The organism is Shewanella sp. NKUCC06_TVS, from assembly GCF_019345515.1.
Lineage (GTDB): Bacteria > Pseudomonadota > Gammaproteobacteria > Enterobacterales > Shewanellaceae > Shewanella > Shewanella oncorhynchi.
In genome coordinates, this window is the sequence record NZ_JAHKQX010000001.1 from 384,696 (window position 1) to 406,626 (window position 21,931).

Consider the following 21,931-nt stretch of genomic DNA (forward strand, 5'->3'; position numbering starts at 1 on the left):
GAAACATCAAGTGAGGGATCTCCTATGTCTATGACCAGACTCTATGTCGCCAATATGAATTGCGCTGGCTGCGTCGCAAAAATTGAAAAGGCGTTTGCCGCCCAAGCGGGCGTTGAAGCGCGTGTGAATCTCGCCGATAAGCAAGTGACGGTAGAAGGCAAGATGAGCGCTGATACCGCATTGGCTGTGATGGCGAATGCGGGTTATCCGGCGCAGGTCGTTATTGATGCTAAAGTCGCCGCCGAAGAAAAACGCCTTGAAGATGCCGCCGAGTATCGACTGCGGATGCGCCAAGCTATAGCCGCGCTCGTTGTGGGGGTGCCCATGATGCTGTGGGGATTGCTGGGCGGTGAAATGATGATCAACAGCCCAAACCTGCAGTTAGGCTGGGGCATCATGGGACTGGTCACTTTGGCTTTACTCATCACCACAGGCAGACATTTCTATCAAGGCATGTGGCGGGCGCTAAAAGCCAAAACCACTAACATGGATACGCTGATTGTGCTGGGCACCAGTACCGCATGGGCCTATTCCATGCTGGTGGTCATTATGCCCAGCGCATTCCCTATGGATACCCGCCATGTGTACTTTGAGGCAAGTGTGATGATTCTAGGTTTAATTAACTTAGGTCATGGACTCGAACTCAAAGCGCGGGGCAAAACCAGCGAAGCGGTGCAGCGACTGCTCGGGTTGCAATCCACTACTGCGATTCGTATTACGGATAAGGGTGATGAAAAGGTTGAGATAAGTCAGTTGAAACTGGGTGATAAGCTGCGTTTGCGCCCCGGTGACCGAGTTGCCCTTGATGGTGAGGTCGAAACAGGACAATCCCTACTCGATGAAGCCATGCTCACAGGTGAGCCTATTCCTGTCCTTAAAAATCGGGGAGATAGTCTGAGCGCGGGCACAGTCAACGGCAACGGCAGCTTAGTTTATCGAGTAACGGCGGGGCAAGAAGATACCAAACTCGCCAAAATCATCGCACTGGTGCAACAGGCACAAACGTCAAAATTACCCATAGGTCGATTGGCCGATAAGATCTCCGCGGTATTTGTCCCTACTGTGGTGGCGATAGCACTACTGGCGGCGGCAATTTGGTATTTCGCAGGTCCAGCGCCCGCCTTAAGCCATGCGTTAGTGGTGCTGACGAGTGTGCTCATTATAGCTTGTCCCTGTGCGCTGGGGCTGGCTACGCCTATGTCTATCATGGTGGCCGTTGGCCGCGCAGCCCAAATGGGCGTGTTAGTTAAAAATGGCGAGGCACTGCAAACCGCCAGTAAAGTTGATTGTGTGGTGCTGGATAAAACCGGCACTGTCACCTTAGGCAAGCCGCAAGTCACTGACTTTGTATTAGTACAAACATTGAGTGATGCCGATAAAGAAACCTTGCTGGGCGAAATCGCAAGCCTTGAGCAGCACTCTGAGCATCCGTTAGCGGGGGCGATTGTCAGTTATGCCAAGGAATCACTGACGCAATTGCCCGACACAGAGGCATTTACGAACCATCAAGGTAAGGGGATTGAGGGCAAGGTCGATGGCGTATCGCTGGCGATAGGTAATCTCGCCTTGATGACGGCATTGAATATTGTCAATTCCGATGGCAGTGCCTTAGATCCTAACGCGACATTAAGCTTTGCAAATCAAGGTAAAACCCCAATTTATGTCGCCAAAGCGGGCAAGTTAGTGGCCACTATCGCGCTTGCCGATCCAATAAAACCCGATGCCAAAGAAGCCATCGCGGCCATGCTGCAAAGGGGCATTCGCGTGGTGCTGTTAACGGGGGATAACCCACAAACGGCGCAGGCGGTGGCCGACCAAGTGGGTATCACCGAAGTGATTGCCGGCGTACTGCCCGAGCAAAAACAACAGCATGTGCTGGATTTGCAAAAGCAAGGGCATGTGGTGGCTATGGTTGGGGATGGCATTAATGATGCGCCAGCTCTGATGAGCGCCGATGTTGGGATCGCGATGGGATCGGGCACTGAGGTGGCGATTGAAAGTGCGGATATCACCTTGCTGTCGCAGCAATTGATAGTGATTGCTAACTTATTGGCATTGTCGCGGGCGACGATTACCAATATTAAGCAGAATCTGTTCGGCGCCTTTGTGTATAACAGTTTGGGTATTCCGGTTGCGGCGGGCGTGCTTTATCCACTTACGGGCATGTTATTAAGCCCTGTGATTGCGGGTGCAGCCATGGCTTTGTCTTCACTGACTGTCGTCACGAACGCCAACCGCTTAAGACGACAGAAGTTATAAGTTGTCGATACCTAAGCTAACTTAAAATGTTGAAACGGGTATCTTGAGCTAACTCTGGGCTATGTCCACATTAACACTTACCACATAAGTCTTTAGCAGATAGCCCCTAAGCAGATAGTCCTTTAGCATCGCCAAGCTTTACGACGCTAAGGGTCATCAGATTGTCATTCTGCTCGAATACATTGAAAGCTAAGCCAATAGGGTAAAATCAATTACGCTTCTCATACAGGCATAGTGCGGCGATTTCGGCATTCCCTCTGGCTTTTTGATCCGCCTTGGTAGTTGATAATTTAGCCCAAACTGCTATAGTGCCACGTTTATTTTTACCCCTTCGGCATAGCGTTATTTGGTTTATGCTTATTTAAAGCGGCGCCAGCGGGCTCGGCCAACATTACTCGATTTGGAAGTTCATTTTGATCACAACAGCAAATATCACCATGCAGTTCGGCGCTAAGCCACTGTTTGAAAACATCTCAGTTAAATTTGGCGGTGGTAACCGTTACGGTCTTATCGGCGCGAATGGCTGTGGTAAATCGACCTTCATGAAGATCCTGTGTGGTGATCTAGACCCTAGCAGCGGTAACGTCTCGTTAGATGTGAATGAGCGTCTGGGTAAATTAAGCCAGAACCAGTTCGGTTATGAGGAATTCAACCTGATCGATACCGTGATCATGGGCCACCGCGAACTGTGGAAGGTAAAGCAAGAACGTGACCGTATTTATTCTTTACCCGAAATGAGTGAAGAAGATGGCATTACCGTCGCCAACCTAGAGATGGATTTTGCTGAGATGGACGGTTATACCGCTGAATCTCGCGCTGGCGAATTGCTGTTAGGTGTAGGTATCGGTATCGACAGCCATTTTGGTTTGATGTCTGAAATCGCCCCGGGTTTAAAACTGCGTGTACTATTAGCGCAAGCCCTGTTCTCTGATCCAGACGTGCTGCTGCTCGACGAACCCACCAACAACTTGGACATCGACACTATCCGTTGGTTACAAGACATGTTGAACCAACGTAGCAGTACTATGGTTATCATTTCCCATGATAGATATTTCTTAAACTCAGTTTGTACTCACATGGCTGACTTAGACTACGGCGAATTGCGCGTTTACCCAGGTAACTACGACGAATACATGCAAGCAGCGACTCAAGCTCGCGAGCGTTTATTGTCTGATAATGCGAAGAAAAAAGCCCAGATCTCTGAGCTGCAAACCTTCGTAGCACGCTTCTCGGCTAACGCTTCTAAGGCGAAACAAGCCACCTCTCGTGCCCGTCAAATCGACAAGATTAAGTTAGATGAAGTAAAAGCCTCTAGCCGTGTGAACCCCTTCATTCGTTTCGAGCAAGAGAAGAAATTATTCCGTAATGCCTTAGTGATTGAAAACCTAACTAAAGGCTACGACACGCCGCTATTCAAAGACTTAAACTTGATTGTTGAAGTGGGCGAGCGCATTGCGGTACTGGGTGAAAACGGCGTTGGTAAAACAACTCTGTTACGTACCCTGATCCATGATATCCCACAGGATGCAGGTACTATCCAATGGTCTGAAAACGCTAACATTGGTTACTATGCACAGGACCATGAGTCTGATTTCGCTAACGAAATGACTCTGTTCGAGTGGATGAGCCAATGGCGCAAGCCAGAAGATGACGACCAATCGGTACGTGGTATCTTAGGCCGTATGTTGTTTGGTTCAGACGATATTAAAAAGTCAGTGAAAGTGCTGTCCGGTGGTGAGAAGGGTCGTATGTTATTCGGCAAGCTCATCATGCAAAAAGCCAATATTTTAGTGCTCGACGAACCGACCAACCACATGGATATGGAATCGATTGAATCACTGAACAACGCGCTGGAAATGTACGAAGGGACCTTGATTTTCGTGAGTCATGACCGTGCATTCGTATCGTCTCTGGCAAACCGTATCCTTGAAGTCACTCACTCAGGCGTGAATGATTTCAGAGGCACTTACGATGAGTTCCTTGCCAGCAAAGGCATTGAAGTCTAACGCTATTTGTTATTTAAATGCATGTGTAAATACATGCATTTAAATACATGCATTTAAATACAGTGCAGCTAAATGCAGCATCAATAAAAACGCCGCGATTCATAGCGGCGTTTTTATATCCATTGGTTGTCTTTTTATCTAGCGATTAGCTTTCGCGCACTCGATTTTAGCGCATTGGCGGCACTCGTTAGGGCGCTGACTCTTGCTGCACATAAATCAAATTGTCGGTATCAAAGCCGCGGGCTTTAGACATTTCAACAAACTTTTGCAACACCTCCGGTGGCACAGTCGGGGTTTTAGCCAATAGCCACAAATAACCTGTGTCGGGTCCCGATATAAAAGCGTATTGATAGTTTTCATGATCTAATTCGAAGACCACATACGATCCATAAAATGGCCCAAAGAAGGAGACTTTCAAATAGCCTTCTGAGTCCCCATTCACAAAATAGGCCTTACCTTCGGCTTCTTTCCATTCATTTTTAGCCGCTGAAAATCCACGGTTAATGACCCTAACACCACCATCCTCTTTCAGGCTGTATTCTGCGCTAACTTGGCTTAAGCCTCTTTCGAATGAATGATCTAATCGTGCAATTTCGTACCATTTACCTAAGTATTTATTTAGCTCAAAATCATTCACGGGTTGAACCAGTTTAGGCATGCCTAAGCAACCGCTGAGCAAAAATATACTAATGACTAACAGTAGCTTTCTCAATTTGACCTCCTGATCTTAAGTCTTAGTCGCACGTCTTAAGTGCAATGTTCAATCAATCCGCTATCGAGCTTACACTATTTTCTTCACATTATTTCAGCTACTTGGCAAAGTGTTGTTGGTTAGCCGCTCGTAATCAATGCGTTGCGTTGACTGATAAAGCCTTGGCTAATGCCGGCCAGAATAATCAAGCCGACACCGCTTAACTGCATGGGACTTAAGCTTTCACCAAATATCCACCATGCTAACGTCACTACGATAACCGGTTCCACATAGGCGAGGGTGCCAAAAGTGACCGCAGGCAATTGGCGCAGGGCTTTTACCGCCAGCAAAATGGCTAAAAATCCGGGGAAGAATCCAATCGCAATTAACCAACCCATTTGCGGCAAACTTGGCGTTAGCGGTGTATTTATCACTAAGGGCAGTAGACACAAAGCGCCGACACTAAGCTGTACTAAAGTGCTTTGATATGGCGAACTCAGGCTAGGTTTTCGGTTGATTAACATAAAACCGCAGTAGGTTAATAAAGCGAGTATGGCATAAAAATAGCCTAATAATTCAGTGTGATTGCTCGCTTGCTGCGGCCCTGTTGGGATCATTAACATAAAACCCATTAGTGCGACGACCACGCTTGCCATGCTTAAGCGGGTGAGTTTCTCGGCAAAGAAATAATGGGCGAAAATAGCCGACACCACAGGGGCTAAGTAAATGATCATGATCACATTGGCCATTTGGGTGTACTGAATGGCTTCAATGTAAAACGCCATAAAACCCGCGAGCATAGCGCCGTTAACTAAGTTACGCTTACTCGGTCTATGGCGAATTTGCTGTCCTTTGCCAGTGAATAACATATAAGCCAATAGAAATAGGGCACCGAGCAGTAAGCGGTAGAAGGTAATGTGCTCGGCGGGCAGGGCGGCAAAGCGCGCTAATACACCGATAGTGCCCATAAGAATGGCCGCCAATAGGGCAAAAATGATAGCTAAAGCTGAGCTTGGCATAGATAACCTACAACAGAGTGAACAGAGAGTTAAGGGGCGACACCGTCCTGTGGACGGCGTCGATTTTGCCTTAAAAACTCACCCTAGGCTATGTCGATGTATTAACTAAATAATGCTTTTACGTGAGCGGAAATGGTTAAAGCTATCTTGACTGTAGGCCGCCTTAATCCGTTTTAACGCAGCGTAATTGTGGTCAAAGTACACATCTGTAGGAATGGCCTTATCTTTGAAACTGATAAAAGCGCCCGAGGTGTTGGGGATGTCATAGTTTCGGCTGGCATCAATCCAATCGAGCGCACGATTAATGCGGGTAAACACTTGGCTATCCTGCAATTGTTGCTTCTCTTGCAGGGCGTTATTCCACCAAGTTTGATATTGAATCGTATATTGTCTGTCCTTGTAGGGGAAGGCGCTGCGGCTCTTTTGCTCTTCGCCCATAGTGCGATAATAATCACCAGTTATAGCGCCAAGGGTAACATAGGTAAATAGCCCCAATTGGCGATTACCTTCAAGCACATAGCGAGAGGTTAAGCTTTCAAGCAGTGGCTTATAACCGTCCCTCAGGCCCGTTTGATTCACTAAGCGCGAGGTGACTTTATGGGGTGCGGGCTCATCCAAATCGGGTGGCGTCGGTGAGCGGCTTATGCCTTGCAAGTCAGCTTGCAGATGATGAAAAGATTCCCTTTCCCAACTGGGCATTAAGTTTTCACCGTAAGCTTTGGTGAGTCCGCCCATACCCTCGATGCGAATATCATTGGGGACTAGGCCAAATTCATTAAATTGTGTCTGGATAAAGTGGTGTAGGCTGGCGGAATTGCCCTCCCAAAAACCATACATCAAGCAGTTATGCGTAATTGACTCAGTGTCTATGTCGGGTGTTTTGTGTTGTTCTACGGGTAAATGTTTGGCATTAATCTTGAGATTAGTGCCAATCAAACAGCCAGTGCTGTCGGCATTTATGATGGCTTCCCAGCGCTGTAAAATGTCTTTAGTTGGGGTGTGCTCAATAAGTTCATGGGTTTGTTTATCGTAGCTATTCCACTCTAATTCAAACTTGATAAGGCAAGGCGGTAGTGGAAAGGTTTGCACAAAAAAACGGGTTACAATGCCGTAACTTAACCCACCGCCACCCTTGAGCGCCCAGAGTAACTCTGGTTTATTGGCAACAGAGACGACTTGAGTTTCACCAATGCCGAGGACAATTTCTGCCTGTAATAGGGATTCGCAGCACATGCCGTATTTGCGGGTCCAAGGTCCTGAGCCGCCGCCCATAATAAATCCCGCTATGGCAACACTGCCACTGGTGCCATGGGGGATCATCACGCCTTGTTTGGCAAGGGCTGTGGTGAGATTGATAAAACGATTACCTGGGCCAATGGCCGCAATACCTGTGATGGGATCTAAAGTGAGGCTATCCATCTTCAGCAGATCTAACACTACGGTATTCGTTTCAGTGCTTTCACCTTCGTGATCATTCCCACCCGAGCGCACGCTGATCGGCAAGTTATAATCAATGGCCGCTTTATAGGCGATTTTGACTTCTTCAGTTGACGTGCATTTGATGATCGCCAGTGGCTTTTTTTGTAACCTGCGGTTGAACAGTTGGCAAGCCTGTTGATAGGCAATCATTTGCTTACCTGTGCTGACCGAGAGTTGCTGCTCACTATAATAATGGCCACCGGTAATAATATTATCGGCCGGAATGTGTGCGCGAACTTCATTGATGAAATTAACAAAGTTTTTGGCTTGAGTGATCACTAAGTTTTCACTAATACGCACTTCAGCACTTAATTCTTCTTCGGTCGATTGAATAATCAAACAATCCCGTTCCAGTTCATTTGCGACGGTGACTTTAATATTAGAGCGATAGGCCGTCAGCGATTTAAACACTTCAATATTGAGTGTAATATCCGCTTGATTACTCGCCGTGTAATTCACTAAATAACTAAAATTGGGCCAAGTATTATAGTTACATTCAATAATATAGGCTCGGCGTTCGTGGGGCGGAATAATCTTAGGCAGTTGTTGATTATAGGTGTTGCTATCCGCAGTGGTTTTTATGAATTGATGTTCAGTATCATTAAATATGACCAGCAGCACTTTTTGTCTTTTAAGTGGGATAAAGTTTTCACCACGAATATTATGTGCATCTTGATGCTGATAAATGTAGAGGTTATTTTCGCTAATCGATTTTTGTTGCGCTGGATTACGGTAATAGTCAACGATTTCAGCTCGGGTTAATAATCGATTGAGCAAGGTGATGCCAAATATTTCACCATCGAAATGTGTATCGCGATGATTCGGTAATGACACGTTTTCAATTAAAAACTCATTGTCGGCAACCAGTGACAGGTTATTGAGTTGTGTATGGGTAATTTCACCATCCACATAACAATTGATTTCATGGTATTCATGGCAGATAGACAATAAGTGCCACTGGCCATCGTTGAGTCCACCTAAGGTTGAAATTGCCTCAACCCGCAGTAAGGTGGTATTAATCACGCATTCAATATGTCCCAGTGAATTAATATCCACCGCAAAATAGGTATCTTCTCGATCGGTTTTATAATGGAACACACGCCCACCCGCGCTGGTTTTTACCCAACACTGGTAAGTAAATATGGCAAGGGGTGACGTGCTCACGGGTAAGCTTTTTTCAATCACTGCCCGTATATTTCTTGATGCCTCAAGCTTGTCCATATTCATGAGTCCTTTCGTGTGCTTTGCGTGTTTTCCTCAATGCGGTAAAGCGCTACTGAGGTCATTCATCCCGTTGTTAATCAATTGCGGGTAACTAAGCCGCGGGTAACTATGTTTTGAGTAAATCAGTTTTGGGTGAATCAGTTTTGGGTAAATCAGTTGCGGGCAAACAAGTCGCCAATTAATAGGTATTAAAGCGACGTATTGATCCTGTCACGGCCATCGGCTTTGGCGCGGTACAATGCGGTATCGGCGGCGCACAGCATGGCAAGTGAGGTACGGAACTGGCCATTGATTTCGCTCGCAATTCCTTGGCTCGCACTCACAGAGACATAGTCGCGCAGGCCTTGCTCAGTAAAGCGCAGGTCATTAATCCCTTGCTGCACTTTTTGGGCAATCGTCAGTGCCATTTTGGCATTGTGGCTTGGCAGAATTAGCGCGAACTCTTCGCCGCCGTAACGCGCTGCCAGGCCAATTTCTATCGGCACTATGTCAGCAATCACTTTGGCAATCTTACGTAGGCATTCATCCCCTTGGATATGGCCGAATTGGTCGTTGAACACTTTGAAGTAATCCACATCGATAATCACCACGCTGATCGGGCGCAACTTACCTGTGCATTCTTCCCAGTAGTGATGCAGCATTTCATCAAAATATCGGCGGTTCGCCAGTCCTGTCAGTGAATCTGTGGCGGCCAATTTACGTAGCTTTTGATTTTCCGCTTTGTGCTGCGTTAAATCGTGCATCATCATCACAAACAGAGGTTCATGGCTGGGGATGTAGGAAATGGAAAGCTCAACATCTTTTGCTTTGCCTGAGGCGGTAATGAGGGTGATTTCTTCGGCGCAGTGCTGCACTGGGATACCGCAATTTTTGCCTAATTTAATATCATTGCTCAGCAGATTGTCATAGCGAGCGTGGTGGTGTTCAGTCAAAAAGTTGCGCCAATCTTGTCCCTTCAAACTGGCCTGCGGGCATGTCAGTAAGTCAGCACCTTTGCTATTGCTAAAGTAAATGTAACCTTGGGCATTGACGATAATCACCGGTTCAGTCAGATGCTGAATAAACTGTTGAATCGTTTCAATCGAGGCATGTTCGAAGAAGGTTAACGGCAATGCGGGCTCGACCAAGCCTTGCTGCGCAGTACACTGTGAACCATTGCCTTCACCCACAAGTGATAATGGATGTTGTGAACGTGTCAGTTTAGGTGAGCTTGTCATTGTTATCATTCTCCGTGAACCTAATGCCATCTGCGCTAAGCGCTTTTCTGATGATGACTTTATTCTTCGCAAAGAAAAGATACCTTCTGCTTACCTTCCGATTTAATCTATTGTTTATAAAGGTTTTAAATTTAATCTTCTCACGGTAAATTCTCAGGTTTAGCTGAAACGTGCGAGGTTTTGGGGCATGGCTAAGTTGAAAGAGCGGTACCCATGAGTGGATTTTTGGCTATTAAGCGGCAAGCGCAAAGGATTTTAGTGTCTAAAGATGGTGGATAATGCTTTGATTTTATCGACAATCCAGTCACGTCTATGCTCATAACTGCGGCCTGTGAGTTTATCCTCACCGCACAGAAAAGCCCTTCTGACACAGCGATTTATCACATGATAGAAGGGCGTTGTATTAGCATCGATAAGCATTCTTCTGGCCGGGGTCATCATCTGCTCCAAACAGACGCAATCAAGATAATGTAAAGGCTAGTATAAGAGGGGACAAAGCACAAAAAGACATGGCTGTCCCCGCTTTTCCCCTTTTCTTCGGGTGTAGAAACTGCCCAGCCCGATTAAAGGTTGGGCATTTCGATTAGTTTTGAGGACGATTGATAATTTCTGGATCAGGACTTAATATCAGTAAGGTATTAGTAGTATTGCTCAATACAAATTGGAACTTAGTAGTTCCCGACGTTCTATCTAGGTCGACGAGTTGTACTAACATACCATCGCTGCTGATGGTTACCGCATCGACAATATCATCGAATGGGGTAACAAAGCCGACCCCAACAAATTTTAAACCTTTTCCTGTTTGATCATTTAGCAAGTAGGTAACAGTACCAGCTTGGGTGATAGTCACATCCCCTTGGCATTGTTCACCATTAGCATCTGTATAAATAAATACAGGTTCGCCATTTTCTAGATTAACATTGACTTTAATAAATTGAGCCGAGCCTTGTGGTGCGAACATATTAACTTCCTTTCTTTTGGTTAAAATTTGGTATTGGTTATATGAGATTTTAATAGTAAATGTTTAAGATTGTCATCGCTTATAATTTCGCCAAGGCAGTCAAGGGCTTTAACATAATGAATGGTGAAATTTGGTGATTTATCTTTTTCTACTATAGGTAATAGTAAATATTTTGAAGTGTTGCATAATTCATGCTTGGCTTTATAATTTTTGACCGTTTTAGCTTCAAATAGAATACTTTCCGATAAGTTTGAAATGAAGTTAATATTTTGATTGAATTTTTTTGATAACTTAAGAAATTCATTTTTTGCTAGCACAGCATATTCTATACTTTTATCAAACTTACCTTGTCGTTGTAAGTGTTGTGCTGATGCAAGAAAATAGCTTGCATACACTTCGTCTCTCTTCGATGAAGAATTCAAATCAATATCTGAATCTAGTAAAGATTTTAATCTTGTAATCTCATTAGAATCAGTGCGTGCAAATGCTAGAAGATTGAAGTGTAAATAGTAATTTTGTCTTGTCCAAATATCGTTTTTAGGATCTTGTTCTAGCGCTTTTGATATTGCTTCCAAACCAAGTCGGGTTTGTCTTAGGGCTTGTTCTGGTAGATCTTGATAATCGTATAACTTAGCAAGAATTTGATGGCTGGCTGCTAGTCTATCTAATATATATGGCTGTTTAATGTTATTGCTTAGTTCTTGTTGGAGTTGAGTGTGGATCTGTATGGCTGAAAGTACATCACCTTGTGACACTGCCGCACTCGCTAACCAAGAACGTGCATTCGCAATATCCGCAATCAGCTGGCTATCTTGAGGCGCTTTAGCCAACGCCAGCAATTTAAGCCTTAGCGACTCTTCAAAATCTTGTTGTGCTTTGGCAAATTCCTGTTGCTTCATCGAAACTGAGCCCAAAGTGTTATGGGCGTAAGAAAGTTCCATGAGCGCATCTTTATCTTCGGGCGCAAGGGCGTACATAGTTTGGCTATAGGCTAAGTACTGCTCGAAGAAGGGGCGCGATGCCGCCCAATCACTCACATCATACTTAAGCTGTCCTAACCAAAAGGCATTGGCACCTAAGGTTTTCAGTAGGGCTAAGTTTTCCGGCTGCAATTCGAGCAGTGGCAACATTTTTTCTTGCGCCGCGAGTAATGCGCTGCGGGCTTCATCGATTTTATTGCGCGAATAGGCGACTTCCCCCATGGCCTCTAAGGTTTGGCCGTGTTGGAAGCGGGCGTCAAAACTTAAGTGTGCATCATCCTCTTTATTGGAAAAATCAGTGAAATATTCCAGTGCCTTATTGCTGATCCCGTCGAGTAAGTCCATACGGCCGATGCCGCGCATCTTGTCGGCGAAGTCACCCACCATAAAGCCGAGCAAATCTTCGGCGGCGAGGCGTTTTTGCAGGGCAAGTTTTTCGGCCTCTATGCTGCGCACGCTCATAATGACGGAGGTTAAGGTGAGGACGCACAGCAGGGCGACGGTTAGGCGCCTCGTCCAGCGCAGCATATTGGCGCGTTTGCTGGAGGCTGCGATAAAGGCGGTTTCGGGATCGTCTAAATCGAATAACGGATTTTGGCTGAGGCTTTGGGCCTCTTTCAACGGCTTGCCGTCGGCGAGCAGATAAGCGCTGTGTTTGGCTTCGCTGAGCCAACGCTTAGATAAATGCTGTAGGCGACTCTTAATGCTTAAGCTGTCGTTATGCTCGCTAATCCAAGCGGTTGCCCGCGGCCAACGGCGTAAAAGTGCTTCGTGGGCGATGCTAAAACAGGGTTCACCATTTTGCAGATGCGACACGAATAAGCGGCTATCGACCATGGCTTGCACTAGGGCGGTTTCAGCGGTGCTTTGTAGTTGTGACCAGCGAGCGGTGCGGCTGGTGATGGACTTTTCATCTTCACGCAGAGTCACTAGCAGGGATAAAATCCGCGGTAGGCTGGCTTTTTCGGCATCGCTTAAATGGGAAATCGCTTGCTCGGCATTTTTGCCAATCGCCCCTTCAATACCGCCAAGTGCATGATAAACCGAGACTAATAACTTATCGTCGGCGCTGCGTTGCAAATACAAGGCTTGCAGCGTGTATTGCAACATAGGCAACGCATCTGGGTTACTGGCGGCATCGCTGCAGAGCATTTCGTCGAGCGGCATCGCGGTGTCGCTGTCAACTTCCCAGCTTAAGTTGGCAGCCACCGCGGGCAGGCGGATCATTTGTAATAGCTCAGTGCGTGTTGGCGGCGCTAAGTCAAAGTGGGCGCCGCGGGCTTTACCCGCCATTAAGCTTGGGTAATTGACCAATAAAGGATAAAAATCGTTGCGACAGGCACTGATGATAATCACGGCTTTTGAGGTGGCGAGTTGTTCCAATAATTCTATGAACTGGGTTCGTTCGGTATCGCTAAATAGCGGTGATGAGAGCAACACTTCTAATCGGTCGATAAACAAGGCAAAAAACGGATTGGAAAAGGGTTTAGCCTTGAGCGCTTGGGTACACTGATTGATCACGCTTTGGATATCTTCGACGAGTTGAATCGCCAGAGTCTCAGCGCTCATGCCTTCGAATACTGGGATGTCGTTGATTTCCCAGTCGAGCATTGCACTGGCAAGATCGGTGAGTAGTTGCCCTTTACTCACATCGGCAAAATCTAAGCTGCTGAATGACGCGACACCAATGCCGTTATAGCCGTCGCCCTTCATTAAATTGGGCACAACACCCGCATTAATCAGGGAGGATTTACCGCTGCCACTTGGACCTAAGATCAGGCAGAAGGCACGGCCAAACAGGATTTGTTGGCTTATCCGGTTAAGCAAAGTGCTGATTTGTTCACTGCGGCCAAAAAACACCTCGGCATAATTAGCGCTATAGGCTTGCAGTCCCGGAAAGGGCGAGCCGCCTTGCCAACTCTGTGGGCTGGCGGTGGCTTGGTGTCCGATAGGAAAACGCACTTCGGCTAAGGTGCGATAGCCGCGTTTGCGTATGGTTTCTATATAGGTGGGTTCTGTGGCGCTATCGCCTAATGCTCGACGTAACTGATTGATAATCTTGTGTAGTGGATTGTCGCCGGTATCTACACCTGGCCAGCAGTGGCTGACTATTTCATCACTGCTGACGACTTCGCCCGCCCGTTGACAGAGAAATAGCAGCACATCCATCGCCTTGGGTTCAAGTTGTTTGACTTGTTTGCCAAGGAGCAGACTATTGGCGCTGGGATTGATTTGCCATTCACCAAAGAAAAATGTGCTGTCACTCATAACGATGTCCATTTATTGAGTATTGACCATGGCACGGTAAAAACTTGCGCCGTGAGTCACTCTTATTGTTATACGTATTGTTATAAAGATCTATGCTTGTCATTCAAAGGTCTGATGTCAAGACGTTGACATTATGCCGTTGATGATTGTTATTTAAAAGGAATAACCCTTGATAATCAATGTAAATTTTATCAGGGTGAGGTGTGGTAAATAGTCTTTAGCTTGTCATTTTTCTGTCAACAGTTTGTGCTTTGCGCTAGATGTTAAATAAGGTGATGGCTTTTAGGTGTCGATTGCAAAAGATCAACAATAAAAAAGTGCCCGTGATTGGGCACTTGGTATTAGAGATGAACTTAAGGCTAACAAGCCTGACTTATCAGCACGTTAAGCTAAGTATCTTAACGTTAGCCCCTTAACATTGGTCCCTTTGAATTAGCGCGTTAAGGTTAGTGCCTTGGCTTGATAGCTTAATCTGGCCATTTGACCTTGATCTTGCAGTTCTAATTCATTGAGTTCGAAGGGCGGCTGTAAACCCGAGGCTTGGATAAGCTTAGGATCTAACATCAGCTTTAACTTCGGCGACTCTGGGGTCAGCCAATTGGCCGCTTGGGTGCGTAGAATCGCCACCTTTTGACCTTCGGCACTGGTGCCCGTTAACGTGCCACTTAAGCCAAAACGTCCCGCCTCGGCGACAGTTAACTCAAAGTTGATTTGGTTAGGCAAGCCTTTATCCCAAACCGTGAGCACTTCGGGCTTGATGCTCGCCGAATTGACATAGGACTTAAAGACAGATTTGACCGTGCGCTGCACAGGTCGGCCATCGACTTGGGTTTGCACTGTGATTTCAATTTCACTGAAACCTGCATTGCTGCTCGAAAGTGCGACGCCCGCGGGGATCACCGCTTGCCATGTCTCCCCTTGTTTTACCATCGCCAGCAGTTGTATATTGCCATCGGCTTGCTTGAGTTTTGCCTGTGGCACAAAGGTGTTATCACTTTGGCTGAGTGCGAGTTCAAGCCCAAGGGTTTGTGCATCCGCCGCGATGGCAGTGGGGGCTTTGACGCTCAGTTGATAGGGCGAGCCTTTTTCCTTCACATTGACTAAGTAGCTGGCGCTCGGTGTTAACGGCTGGCTGACCTGCAGGCGATATTCGCCCGGTGTGGCCTTCGCCGACATTTGCAGCGCACTGGAATCATCGGTTAACCCTGCGCTAGCCAAAGCATCGGCGTTGACCATTGATTTAACCAGTGACTCATTGGTGTTTATCCCACTGCTGTTGGCTGCTTTGCCTTGGGGTGACTGATTAGGGGTAACGCGCTGAATTTGTACGCGCTCAGGGGCAATAGCCTCTGCATGCATTAAGGCGCCAGAGCGGGTATCGCCCCGAGGTGCAATGCGCACTAAGCTCGACGCTTGGCTCATGGTGAGGCCCACGCCCGCATTAAGCTGTGCGCCTGTTACATTGACCCAATACTCGTCACTTTGGCTGGCTTGCTCAAGCTTAAGCATACTCGCTTGATACTCACCGTACAGCGGGGTGATAAAGCTAATGTAATCCGTACTGGTGTTGATGGGCGTGAGTGTTGGGCTGGCAATATTGCTATCGACTAAATCGGTATCGCTCGGCGCGGCTAGGGTTAACCCTTTGGCGTACATTGGGCTGGCATTGGTTTTGGGATCTATGGGTGTGGCTTCATCTTGGCAGGCTGCAAGCAGTCCGCTTAGCGCCAAGACACTGGCAAGTTTGCTGAGTGTGTGCATCTTAGTGCTCCTTAAATGTGGTTGCGGATCAGCGTGTCTAAGTTGAAACACGTACGACGGCTCTGCTGATGGCTTAAGGGCTCTTGGCCACGGGTCTTTTGTTTATCAGTAAACCAGACAGTGCCAGCCGCCTTTTGTGAGCTGCAATTTAAGAAGCCGTCGGAGCAGCTATCGAGCCAGTTTTGGGTGGTTTCGAGCGCGACTTGGTATTGATAACCCGCGCAGTAACTGTCGCTGTCCCAAATGGCGGAATCAACATCTGAGCCCACCACGACTTCGAAGGGTTTACCCAGCGATGGGCGACCCGCTGTGCCATTAAGCCAAGCGTTGTTGTAGTTTGCCATCCAACCGACTTGCTGTTGTTTCACCGCGTTGCTGCCATAGCCTAAGAGCCAGCCTAAGCTGGTTTCGAACACATTACCTTGGTTCACCGCGTCGGCCAGCGGCGTACCAGCACTGGAAGGCGCGATGGCGATAACCTTTGAGGTGGCGTTGATCACTGCAGGATAACGGCTGTCCCACGTAGGGTTAGATAAAATCCACCGCACTACGTTGCCACCATTGGAGTGGGTCAGCAGAATTAAGTCGTCGATATTTTTGGCTTGGATAAAGCTATTGAGCTGCGTGGCCAGACAACCTGCGGCGCTTTCTTCCCACATATATTGGTCAAAGTCGCAGTTGATCACTGTGTAATTGTTTGGCACTGGGATGCCTTGGCGCACTGAGTTAACAAATTCGGGCGTCCAGTAATCGGCTAAGGCATTGGTCTGGTGACCCGTACCATGGATAAAGGCGACTCCGGTTGCGGCTAACGTGACTGGGCTGACAGCGAACAGACCCAAGAGCATGAGGGCTTTTTTGATCTTCATGGCTATATCTCGTGTTGTTGGTCTTGTTGATTGTGGCCGCCAGTCCGTTGCGACAGTTCAGGGCAAGTCAGTTAATGCAGGATTTGCCGTAAATAAGCTTGAAATCGGCTGGCATGGCTCGGTTTATAGGCGCTCAAGCGCGGGTTACTCATTTTGGGTAAAACATGACTTAAGGCCTGAATACGACGGGATAACGTGAATGCGCTAGTTTACGTTGGCATCAAATGTGATTGCCGTAACTTCGCCATTATCAACAGGACTTAACTCAAGGTTATTAACCTAGACGCAACATTTTAAGCTGGCAAGTAAAACAATCATTATAAAATGCAATCGCAGGGTCGCATTTTGAACGGTTCGTTTTAATGTCAAACTAAAGGTTGGTAACCTGATGATAAGCAATACCTAATAAACTAAGTTGTGTTTTATCGTGTTTGAAATATCGATTTGCTTACACAAAAGAATTTTCTGTGACACCCACTTAGCGTTTGAGTTAATCGGTTTATCGTTCTGTATATAAAGGTTTTTTGTGATAAATAATTCAAACTCGCCCATTTACTCTGGGATATGGGTATCACTTTAGTGCATTTAAAGACTAAACCGATTAGGCTGAGCTGAGGTAAAGTGGGATAAACGGGATAAGAACCAACATTGCCGAGATGATATTCTTCTTATCTTAATCAGTCATCTGAGCCATGGATTGACTGGGAGTAGAAAAAGTAGCGCGATATGGGCAGGTTTAATCTAAATAGACAACAAACACGGGAGAATAAGTTTGGCGATAGAACATAATAAGATGGTGAGTTGCTTAAGTGGACTGCAATGTCGCACTAATTTCACCATAAAAAACATTACTGAATACATGCTCCCAGAAACCAAAGAGGCTTTCTATTTACACCTCGACGGTAAATCACCAAACTTGATTATTCGTCCCGCATTCGAAGTCTTTTCCGGCGAACTTGCCACTATTGCAGGCGTGCATGCCAAATACGACTATTTCCACAATGCCGAGATGACACGTTTCCCCAAACGTTTGCATAAGAGTCTGACCGAAACCCACTATGGCCTTGCCTTTAGTTTTGACACAGTTGAAGCCGTACAGCAATTCATTACCCGTTTGAGTGCGATAGTGAAAGGCGCATAAGCTTTTACTGTATAAATATCTAATAGAAGGCCGCTTAATTTTTCGATTGAACGGTACTCAAATTTTAGCCTTGCAGTGCTAGGGTTAAATTCCTCAATATCAATGAAAATGAGGAATTTAACTGCTGCCTTTTTACGCGGCTTTTCAGTATATTCATCAATAGATGAATTTTGCTGGAGCTTGCCATGTCGCTTATTCCCGGTCGCCCAAAGGGGGTTGTGCCATTTACCGCCCAAACTGAATCACAGCCGCAGACTCCTGGTCGTCCGAAAGGGGATTCCGATGCCCGCCAACGCTTAATTATCGCAGCCCTAAGTCTCTTCAGTCATCGCAGTTATCCCAGCGTTTCTACCCGTGAAATTGCCCGCGAAGCCGAGGTTGATGCCGCGCTTATTCGTTATTATTTTGGTTCAAAAGCGGGCTTGTTCGAACAAATGGTGCGGGAAACCCTTGAGCCCGTATTAGCGCGTTTTCGCGAAATATCCGCTGCGGATGCCCCTAATAACTTGGGTGAACTTATGCAGACATATTATCGCGTTATGGCACCTAACCTGGGATTGCCACGGTTGATTATACGGGTGTTACAGGAAGGCGATGGCTCAGAACCCTATCGCATTATGTTGTCTGTTTTTGAGCAAATTTTATCCCTCTCGCGGCAATGGCTCGAATCCACATTAGTCAATGCGGGGCTATTGAAGGAGGGATTAGATCCCGATTTAGTACGCCTCAGTTTTGTGAGTCTGATGGTTTTTCCGCTTATTGCGCCACCGGTGTTAATGCGTCAGTTCGGTTTTTTTAGTGCCGATGCTGATGGTTTACAGCGTTTAGCGCTGCACAATATGCAGGTTTTTACCCAAGGTGTACTGCGTGAACCGAGGAAGTCGTAATGGGTGTGAATTTTAAAATTCTTACGCACGTGAGTGTGGGTTGTGTGATCTTGCTATTAGTCGGCTGCACCGAAGCGCCGCCCAGAGTGCTTGGCACAGTCGAGCGTGACAGGCTGACACTGACCGCGCCCGTGGGTGAGTTGATTACTCAGGTAAATGTGGTTGAAGGTCAGCAGGTTAAGGCGGGCGAAGTGCTACTCACGCTCGATTCGACTTCGGCCAATGCGCGCCTTGCCCTGCGTCAAGCCGAGCTTGAACAGGCTAAAGCTAAACTTTCTGAGGCGGTGACTGGCGCGCGTTTAGAAGATATCGAACGCGCCAAGGCCGTGCTCGACGGGGCAAATGCCAGCGTGAAGGAAGCGCAGCGTGCCTTTGAGCGTACTAACCGTTTGTATGCCACCAAAGTGCTGAGCCAAGCGGATTTAGATACCGCCCGTGCAGCGCGGGATACCAGTTTAGCCAAGCAAGCCGAGGCGCAGCAAAGCCTGCGACTACTAGAAAATGGCACCCGTAGTGAGCAGCTAGAACAAGCCAAAGCAGCGGTGGCCGCCGCCAGCGCCAGTGTTGCCATCGAACAAAAAGCCTTAGCCGACTTGAGCTTAGTGGCGGCGCGTGACGCCGTTGTCGATATGTTGCCTTGGCGAGTCGGCGATCGCATTGCCGCAGGCACCCAGTTGATTGGTTTGCTGGCGAGCGAGGATCCCTATGTGCGGGTTTACCTGCCCGCGACTTGGTTAGACAGAGTGAAGGCAGGTGATAGCGTCAATATTCTTGTAGATGGCCGCGAGATACCGATTGCTGGCACTGTGCGCAATATTCGCAGTCAACCTGCTTACACGCCATTTTATGCGCTGAATGAACGTGATCGAGCGCGCTTAATGTATTTGACCGATATCACCATTTCCGCCGCAGATCAGGACTTACCTACTGGCATGGCATTAGAAGTTGAACTCGATGTGCTGCAACTCGATGTGCTGCAAGGAGTGCAGCAAAAAGTGGAGCAGCCATGAAAAGCGCTGATTTTGCTATTGAGACCCAAGGGATGACCCGCGCCTTTGGTGGTGTTAATGCGGTAGAAAACCTCGACCTCGCCATTCCCAAGGGCACTATTTATGGGTTTCTCGGCCCCAATGGCTGCGGAAAATCGACTTCAATTCGCATGTTGACTGGTTTACTGAGTCCCACATCGGGGAATATCCGCGTATTGGGTGAAACCTTACCCGGCGCCGAGGAAAAACTGCGCCGCCGCATTGGCTATATGACGCAAAAATTCTCCCTGTACGACAATCTTTCGGTGCGGGAAAACTTAGAGTTTGTCGCGCAAATTTATGGCCTTAACCGCAGAGCATCAAAGCTGCGGATAGCCGAGTTAGTCACGCTATACGATTTAGTTGGCCGAGAAAAACAAATGGCGGGCTCCATGAGTGGCGGCCAGAAGCAGCGTTTGGCCTTAGCGGCGGCGACCTTACATCAGCCCGAATTATTGTTCCTCGATGAGCCGACATCGGCGGTCGATCCTGAAAATCGACGCGAGTTTTGGGAACGCTTATTCGATCTCTGTGCCCAAGGCACCACGATACTTGTGTCGACTCACTATATGGATGAGGCCGAGCGTTGCCATGGTCTTGCGATTTTAGAGCGGGGGATAAAACGCGCCGACGGTTCACCCCAGCAGTTGATGGCGGCGATGGGGGCTCGGGTGGTTGAGATCTCAGGGGATGACTTACGCACTTTAAAACAATCACTGATCAGCGAGTCTGCGGTATTGTCGGCGGCGCAAATTGGCAGTCGTTTGCGGGTGTTAGTGCGCAGCGATATTGAAGATCCGCTCGCTTGGCTTAAACCAAGAGTTGCCAGCCGGACGATGGAAGAAGTGCGCGCTAGCTTAGAAGATGTGTTTGTCACTTGTACTGGCGAGCGCTTGGCTGGGGTTTCCAAGGGAGAGACTGACCATGTGGCGTAGGATTTTTGCGATTGTGGTCAAAGAGCTGCGGCAGTTGTCGCGGGATCGCATGACCTTTGGCATGATAATCATGATCCCGTTAGTGCAACTAATGTTGTTTGGTTATGCGATCAATACCGATGCTCGCCATCTGCCTGCTGGGTTAGTTAATTTGAGTGATTCTGCCTACAGTCGCGCACTGGTTAAGGCGGTGGAAGCAACGCAGGTCGTAGATTTTAAACAGCGTTATTTAAGTGCAGCCGAGGCTGAGGCGGCGATCACTCGCGGCGAAGTCAAAGCTGTGCTGTATTTGCCCGCCGATCTTGATGAGCGCTTAGTGCGTCACCCAAGCTTTGTGGGTCAGCAATATTTAGCGCAGTCCTATATCACACAACCCGCTGGCCAATGGCTGGTGGATGGTTCAGATACGGTTGTCGCTTCAACTATTCGTAGCTTAAGGCAAATGCCACTGGATGAAGTCGCAGGAAGAGCACTAAAAACGGCGATGCCGAGTTTTGAAGTGGTGCAATATTTCAACCCAGAACAACGTTCTGTGGTCAACATAGTGCCCGGTCTGTTGGGCGTGATTTTGACTATGACCATGGTGATGTTTACTTCCGCCGCCATAGTGCGTGAGCGCGAGCAGGGCAATATGGAGTTTTTGATCACTACGCCAGTACGGCCGCTGGAATTGATGCTGGGTAAAATCGTGCCCTATGTGATGGTTGGCTTTGTGCAAGTGACCATTATCTTGAGCGCAGGGCATCTGTTGTTCGATGTGCCCATTCGCGGCGGGCTTGATTCTATCGCCCTTGCTGCTATGTTGTTCATTTGCGCCAGTTTAACCTTAGGATTAGTGATTTCGACCATAGCGAAAACCCAGTTGCAATCGATGCAGATGACGGTATTTATCCTCCTGCCATCGATTCTCTTGTCGGGATTTATGTTCCCCTACGAAGCCATGCCTATCGCGGCGCAATGGATTGCCGAAGCCTTACCCGCAACCCATTTTATGCGCATGTCACGGGCCATAGTGCTGCGCGATGCCCAAGTGATGGATCTGCAATTTGATGCCCTGTGGATGATAGGTTTTACTTGTATTGGGTTATTGATTGCCAGTATGAGATTTTCGAAGCGCTTGGATTAACCCTGTACTGAGTTTCATCATCAAGGGCAAAGTGCCGAGTTTTGATATAGCGCAAATTATCAGTAAACAGTCGCGCTAAG

17 protein-coding genes are annotated in these 21,931 nt (G+C 47.5%); 8 read left to right on the forward strand and 9 right to left on the reverse strand.

The window, feature by feature from the left end; all coding sequences use genetic code 11:
• The first annotated feature begins 24 nt into the window (after nucleotides 1-24).
• On the forward strand, nucleotides 25-2,259 hold the full coding sequence (locus KO531_RS01540) for a heavy metal translocating P-type ATPase (protein WP_219250204.1): 2,235 nt from the start codon (nucleotides 25-27) through the stop codon (nucleotides 2,257-2,259).
• Between the two features lie 413 nt (nucleotides 2,260-2,672).
• Nucleotides 2,673-4,265: an ABC-F family ATPase gene (locus KO531_RS01545; protein WP_219250205.1), complete on the forward strand. Its 1,593-nt coding sequence runs from the start codon at nucleotides 2,673-2,675 to the stop codon at nucleotides 4,263-4,265.
• Between the two features lie 187 nt (nucleotides 4,266-4,452).
• Here KO531_RS01545 and KO531_RS01550 read toward each other — a convergent pair whose 3' ends face one another.
• The 9 genes from KO531_RS01550 to KO531_RS01590 form a co-directional block, all read right to left on the reverse strand.
• Nucleotides 4,453-4,977: a lipocalin family protein gene (locus tag KO531_RS01550; RefSeq protein ID WP_106650068.1), complete on the reverse strand. Its 525-nt coding sequence runs from the start codon at nucleotides 4,975-4,977 to the stop codon at nucleotides 4,453-4,455.
• Between the two features lie 119 nt (nucleotides 4,978-5,096).
• Nucleotides 5,097-5,975, reverse strand: a complete 879-nt coding sequence (locus KO531_RS01555; protein ID WP_219250206.1) for an EamA family transporter — start codon at nucleotides 5,973-5,975, stop codon at nucleotides 5,097-5,099.
• 105 nt (nucleotides 5,976-6,080) lie between these two features.
• Nucleotides 6,081-8,675: an FAD-binding protein gene (locus KO531_RS01560; protein ID WP_219250207.1), complete on the reverse strand. Its 2,595-nt coding sequence runs from the start codon at nucleotides 8,673-8,675 to the stop codon at nucleotides 6,081-6,083.
• Between the two features lie 191 nt (nucleotides 8,676-8,866).
• A complete protein-coding gene (locus tag KO531_RS01565) occupies nucleotides 8,867-9,895 on the reverse strand; it encodes a diguanylate cyclase (protein WP_219250265.1) in 1,029 nt (342 codons plus the stop codon).
• A 255-nt stretch (nucleotides 9,896-10,150) separates the two neighbouring features.
• Nucleotides 10,151-10,336: a hypothetical protein gene (locus KO531_RS01570; protein WP_346345238.1), complete on the reverse strand. Its 186-nt coding sequence runs from the start codon at nucleotides 10,334-10,336 to the stop codon at nucleotides 10,151-10,153.
• Nucleotides 10,337-10,478: 142 nt separating this feature from the next.
• A complete protein-coding gene (locus tag KO531_RS01575; protein ID WP_219250208.1) occupies nucleotides 10,479-10,856 on the reverse strand; it encodes a DP-EP family protein in 378 nt (125 codons plus the stop codon).
• A gap of 20 nt (nucleotides 10,857-10,876) precedes the next feature.
• Nucleotides 10,877-14,104: a winged helix-turn-helix domain-containing protein gene (locus KO531_RS01580; RefSeq protein WP_219250209.1), complete on the reverse strand. Its 3,228-nt coding sequence runs from the start codon at nucleotides 14,102-14,104 to the stop codon at nucleotides 10,877-10,879.
• Between the two features lie 432 nt (nucleotides 14,105-14,536).
• Entirely contained in the window at nucleotides 14,537-15,865 is a 1,329-nt protein-coding gene (locus tag KO531_RS01585) for a DUF4785 domain-containing protein (protein ID WP_219250210.1), read from the reverse strand.
• 11 nt (nucleotides 15,866-15,876) lie between these two features.
• Nucleotides 15,877-16,734 (reverse strand): hypothetical protein, encoded by an 858-nt coding sequence (locus KO531_RS01590; protein ID WP_028760548.1) that lies wholly within the window; start codon nucleotides 16,732-16,734, stop codon nucleotides 15,877-15,879.
• Between KO531_RS01590 and KO531_RS01595 the strand changes: the two genes are divergently transcribed.
• The 6 genes from KO531_RS01595 (at nucleotide 16,733) to KO531_RS01620 (ending at nucleotide 21,851) form a co-directional block, all read left to right on the forward strand.
• A complete protein-coding gene (locus KO531_RS01595) occupies nucleotides 16,733-16,933 on the forward strand; it encodes a hypothetical protein (protein ID WP_131525684.1) in 201 nt (66 codons plus the stop codon). The two genes, KO531_RS01590 and KO531_RS01595, sit on opposite strands and share 2 nt — an antisense overlap.
• A gap of 594 nt (nucleotides 16,934-17,527) precedes the next feature.
• Nucleotides 17,528-17,875: a hypothetical protein gene (locus tag KO531_RS01600; protein ID WP_113938914.1), complete on the forward strand. Its 348-nt coding sequence runs from the start codon at nucleotides 17,528-17,530 to the stop codon at nucleotides 17,873-17,875.
• A gap of 185 nt (nucleotides 17,876-18,060) precedes the next feature.
• Complete coding sequence (locus KO531_RS01605) at nucleotides 18,061-18,762, forward strand: TetR/AcrR family transcriptional regulator (RefSeq protein ID WP_131525685.1); 702 nt, start codon at nucleotides 18,061-18,063, stop codon at nucleotides 18,760-18,762.
• Nucleotides 18,762-19,772: an HlyD family efflux transporter periplasmic adaptor subunit gene (locus KO531_RS01610; protein ID WP_219250211.1), complete on the forward strand. Its 1,011-nt coding sequence runs from the start codon at nucleotides 18,762-18,764 to the stop codon at nucleotides 19,770-19,772. Before KO531_RS01605 ends, KO531_RS01610 begins: the two co-directional genes overlap by 1 nt.
• Nucleotides 19,769-20,725 carry an ABC transporter ATP-binding protein gene (locus KO531_RS01615; protein WP_219250212.1) on the forward strand — a complete coding sequence of 319 codons (957 nt, stop codon included), beginning with the start codon at nucleotides 19,769-19,771 and terminating at the stop codon, nucleotides 20,723-20,725. Before KO531_RS01610 ends, KO531_RS01615 begins: the two co-directional genes overlap by 4 nt.
• Entirely contained in the window at nucleotides 20,715-21,851 is a 1,137-nt protein-coding gene (locus KO531_RS01620; protein ID WP_219250213.1) for an ABC transporter permease, read from the forward strand. The genes KO531_RS01615 and KO531_RS01620 overlap by 11 nt, the downstream gene beginning before the upstream one ends.
• Nucleotides 21,852-21,931: the final 80 nt, after the last annotated feature.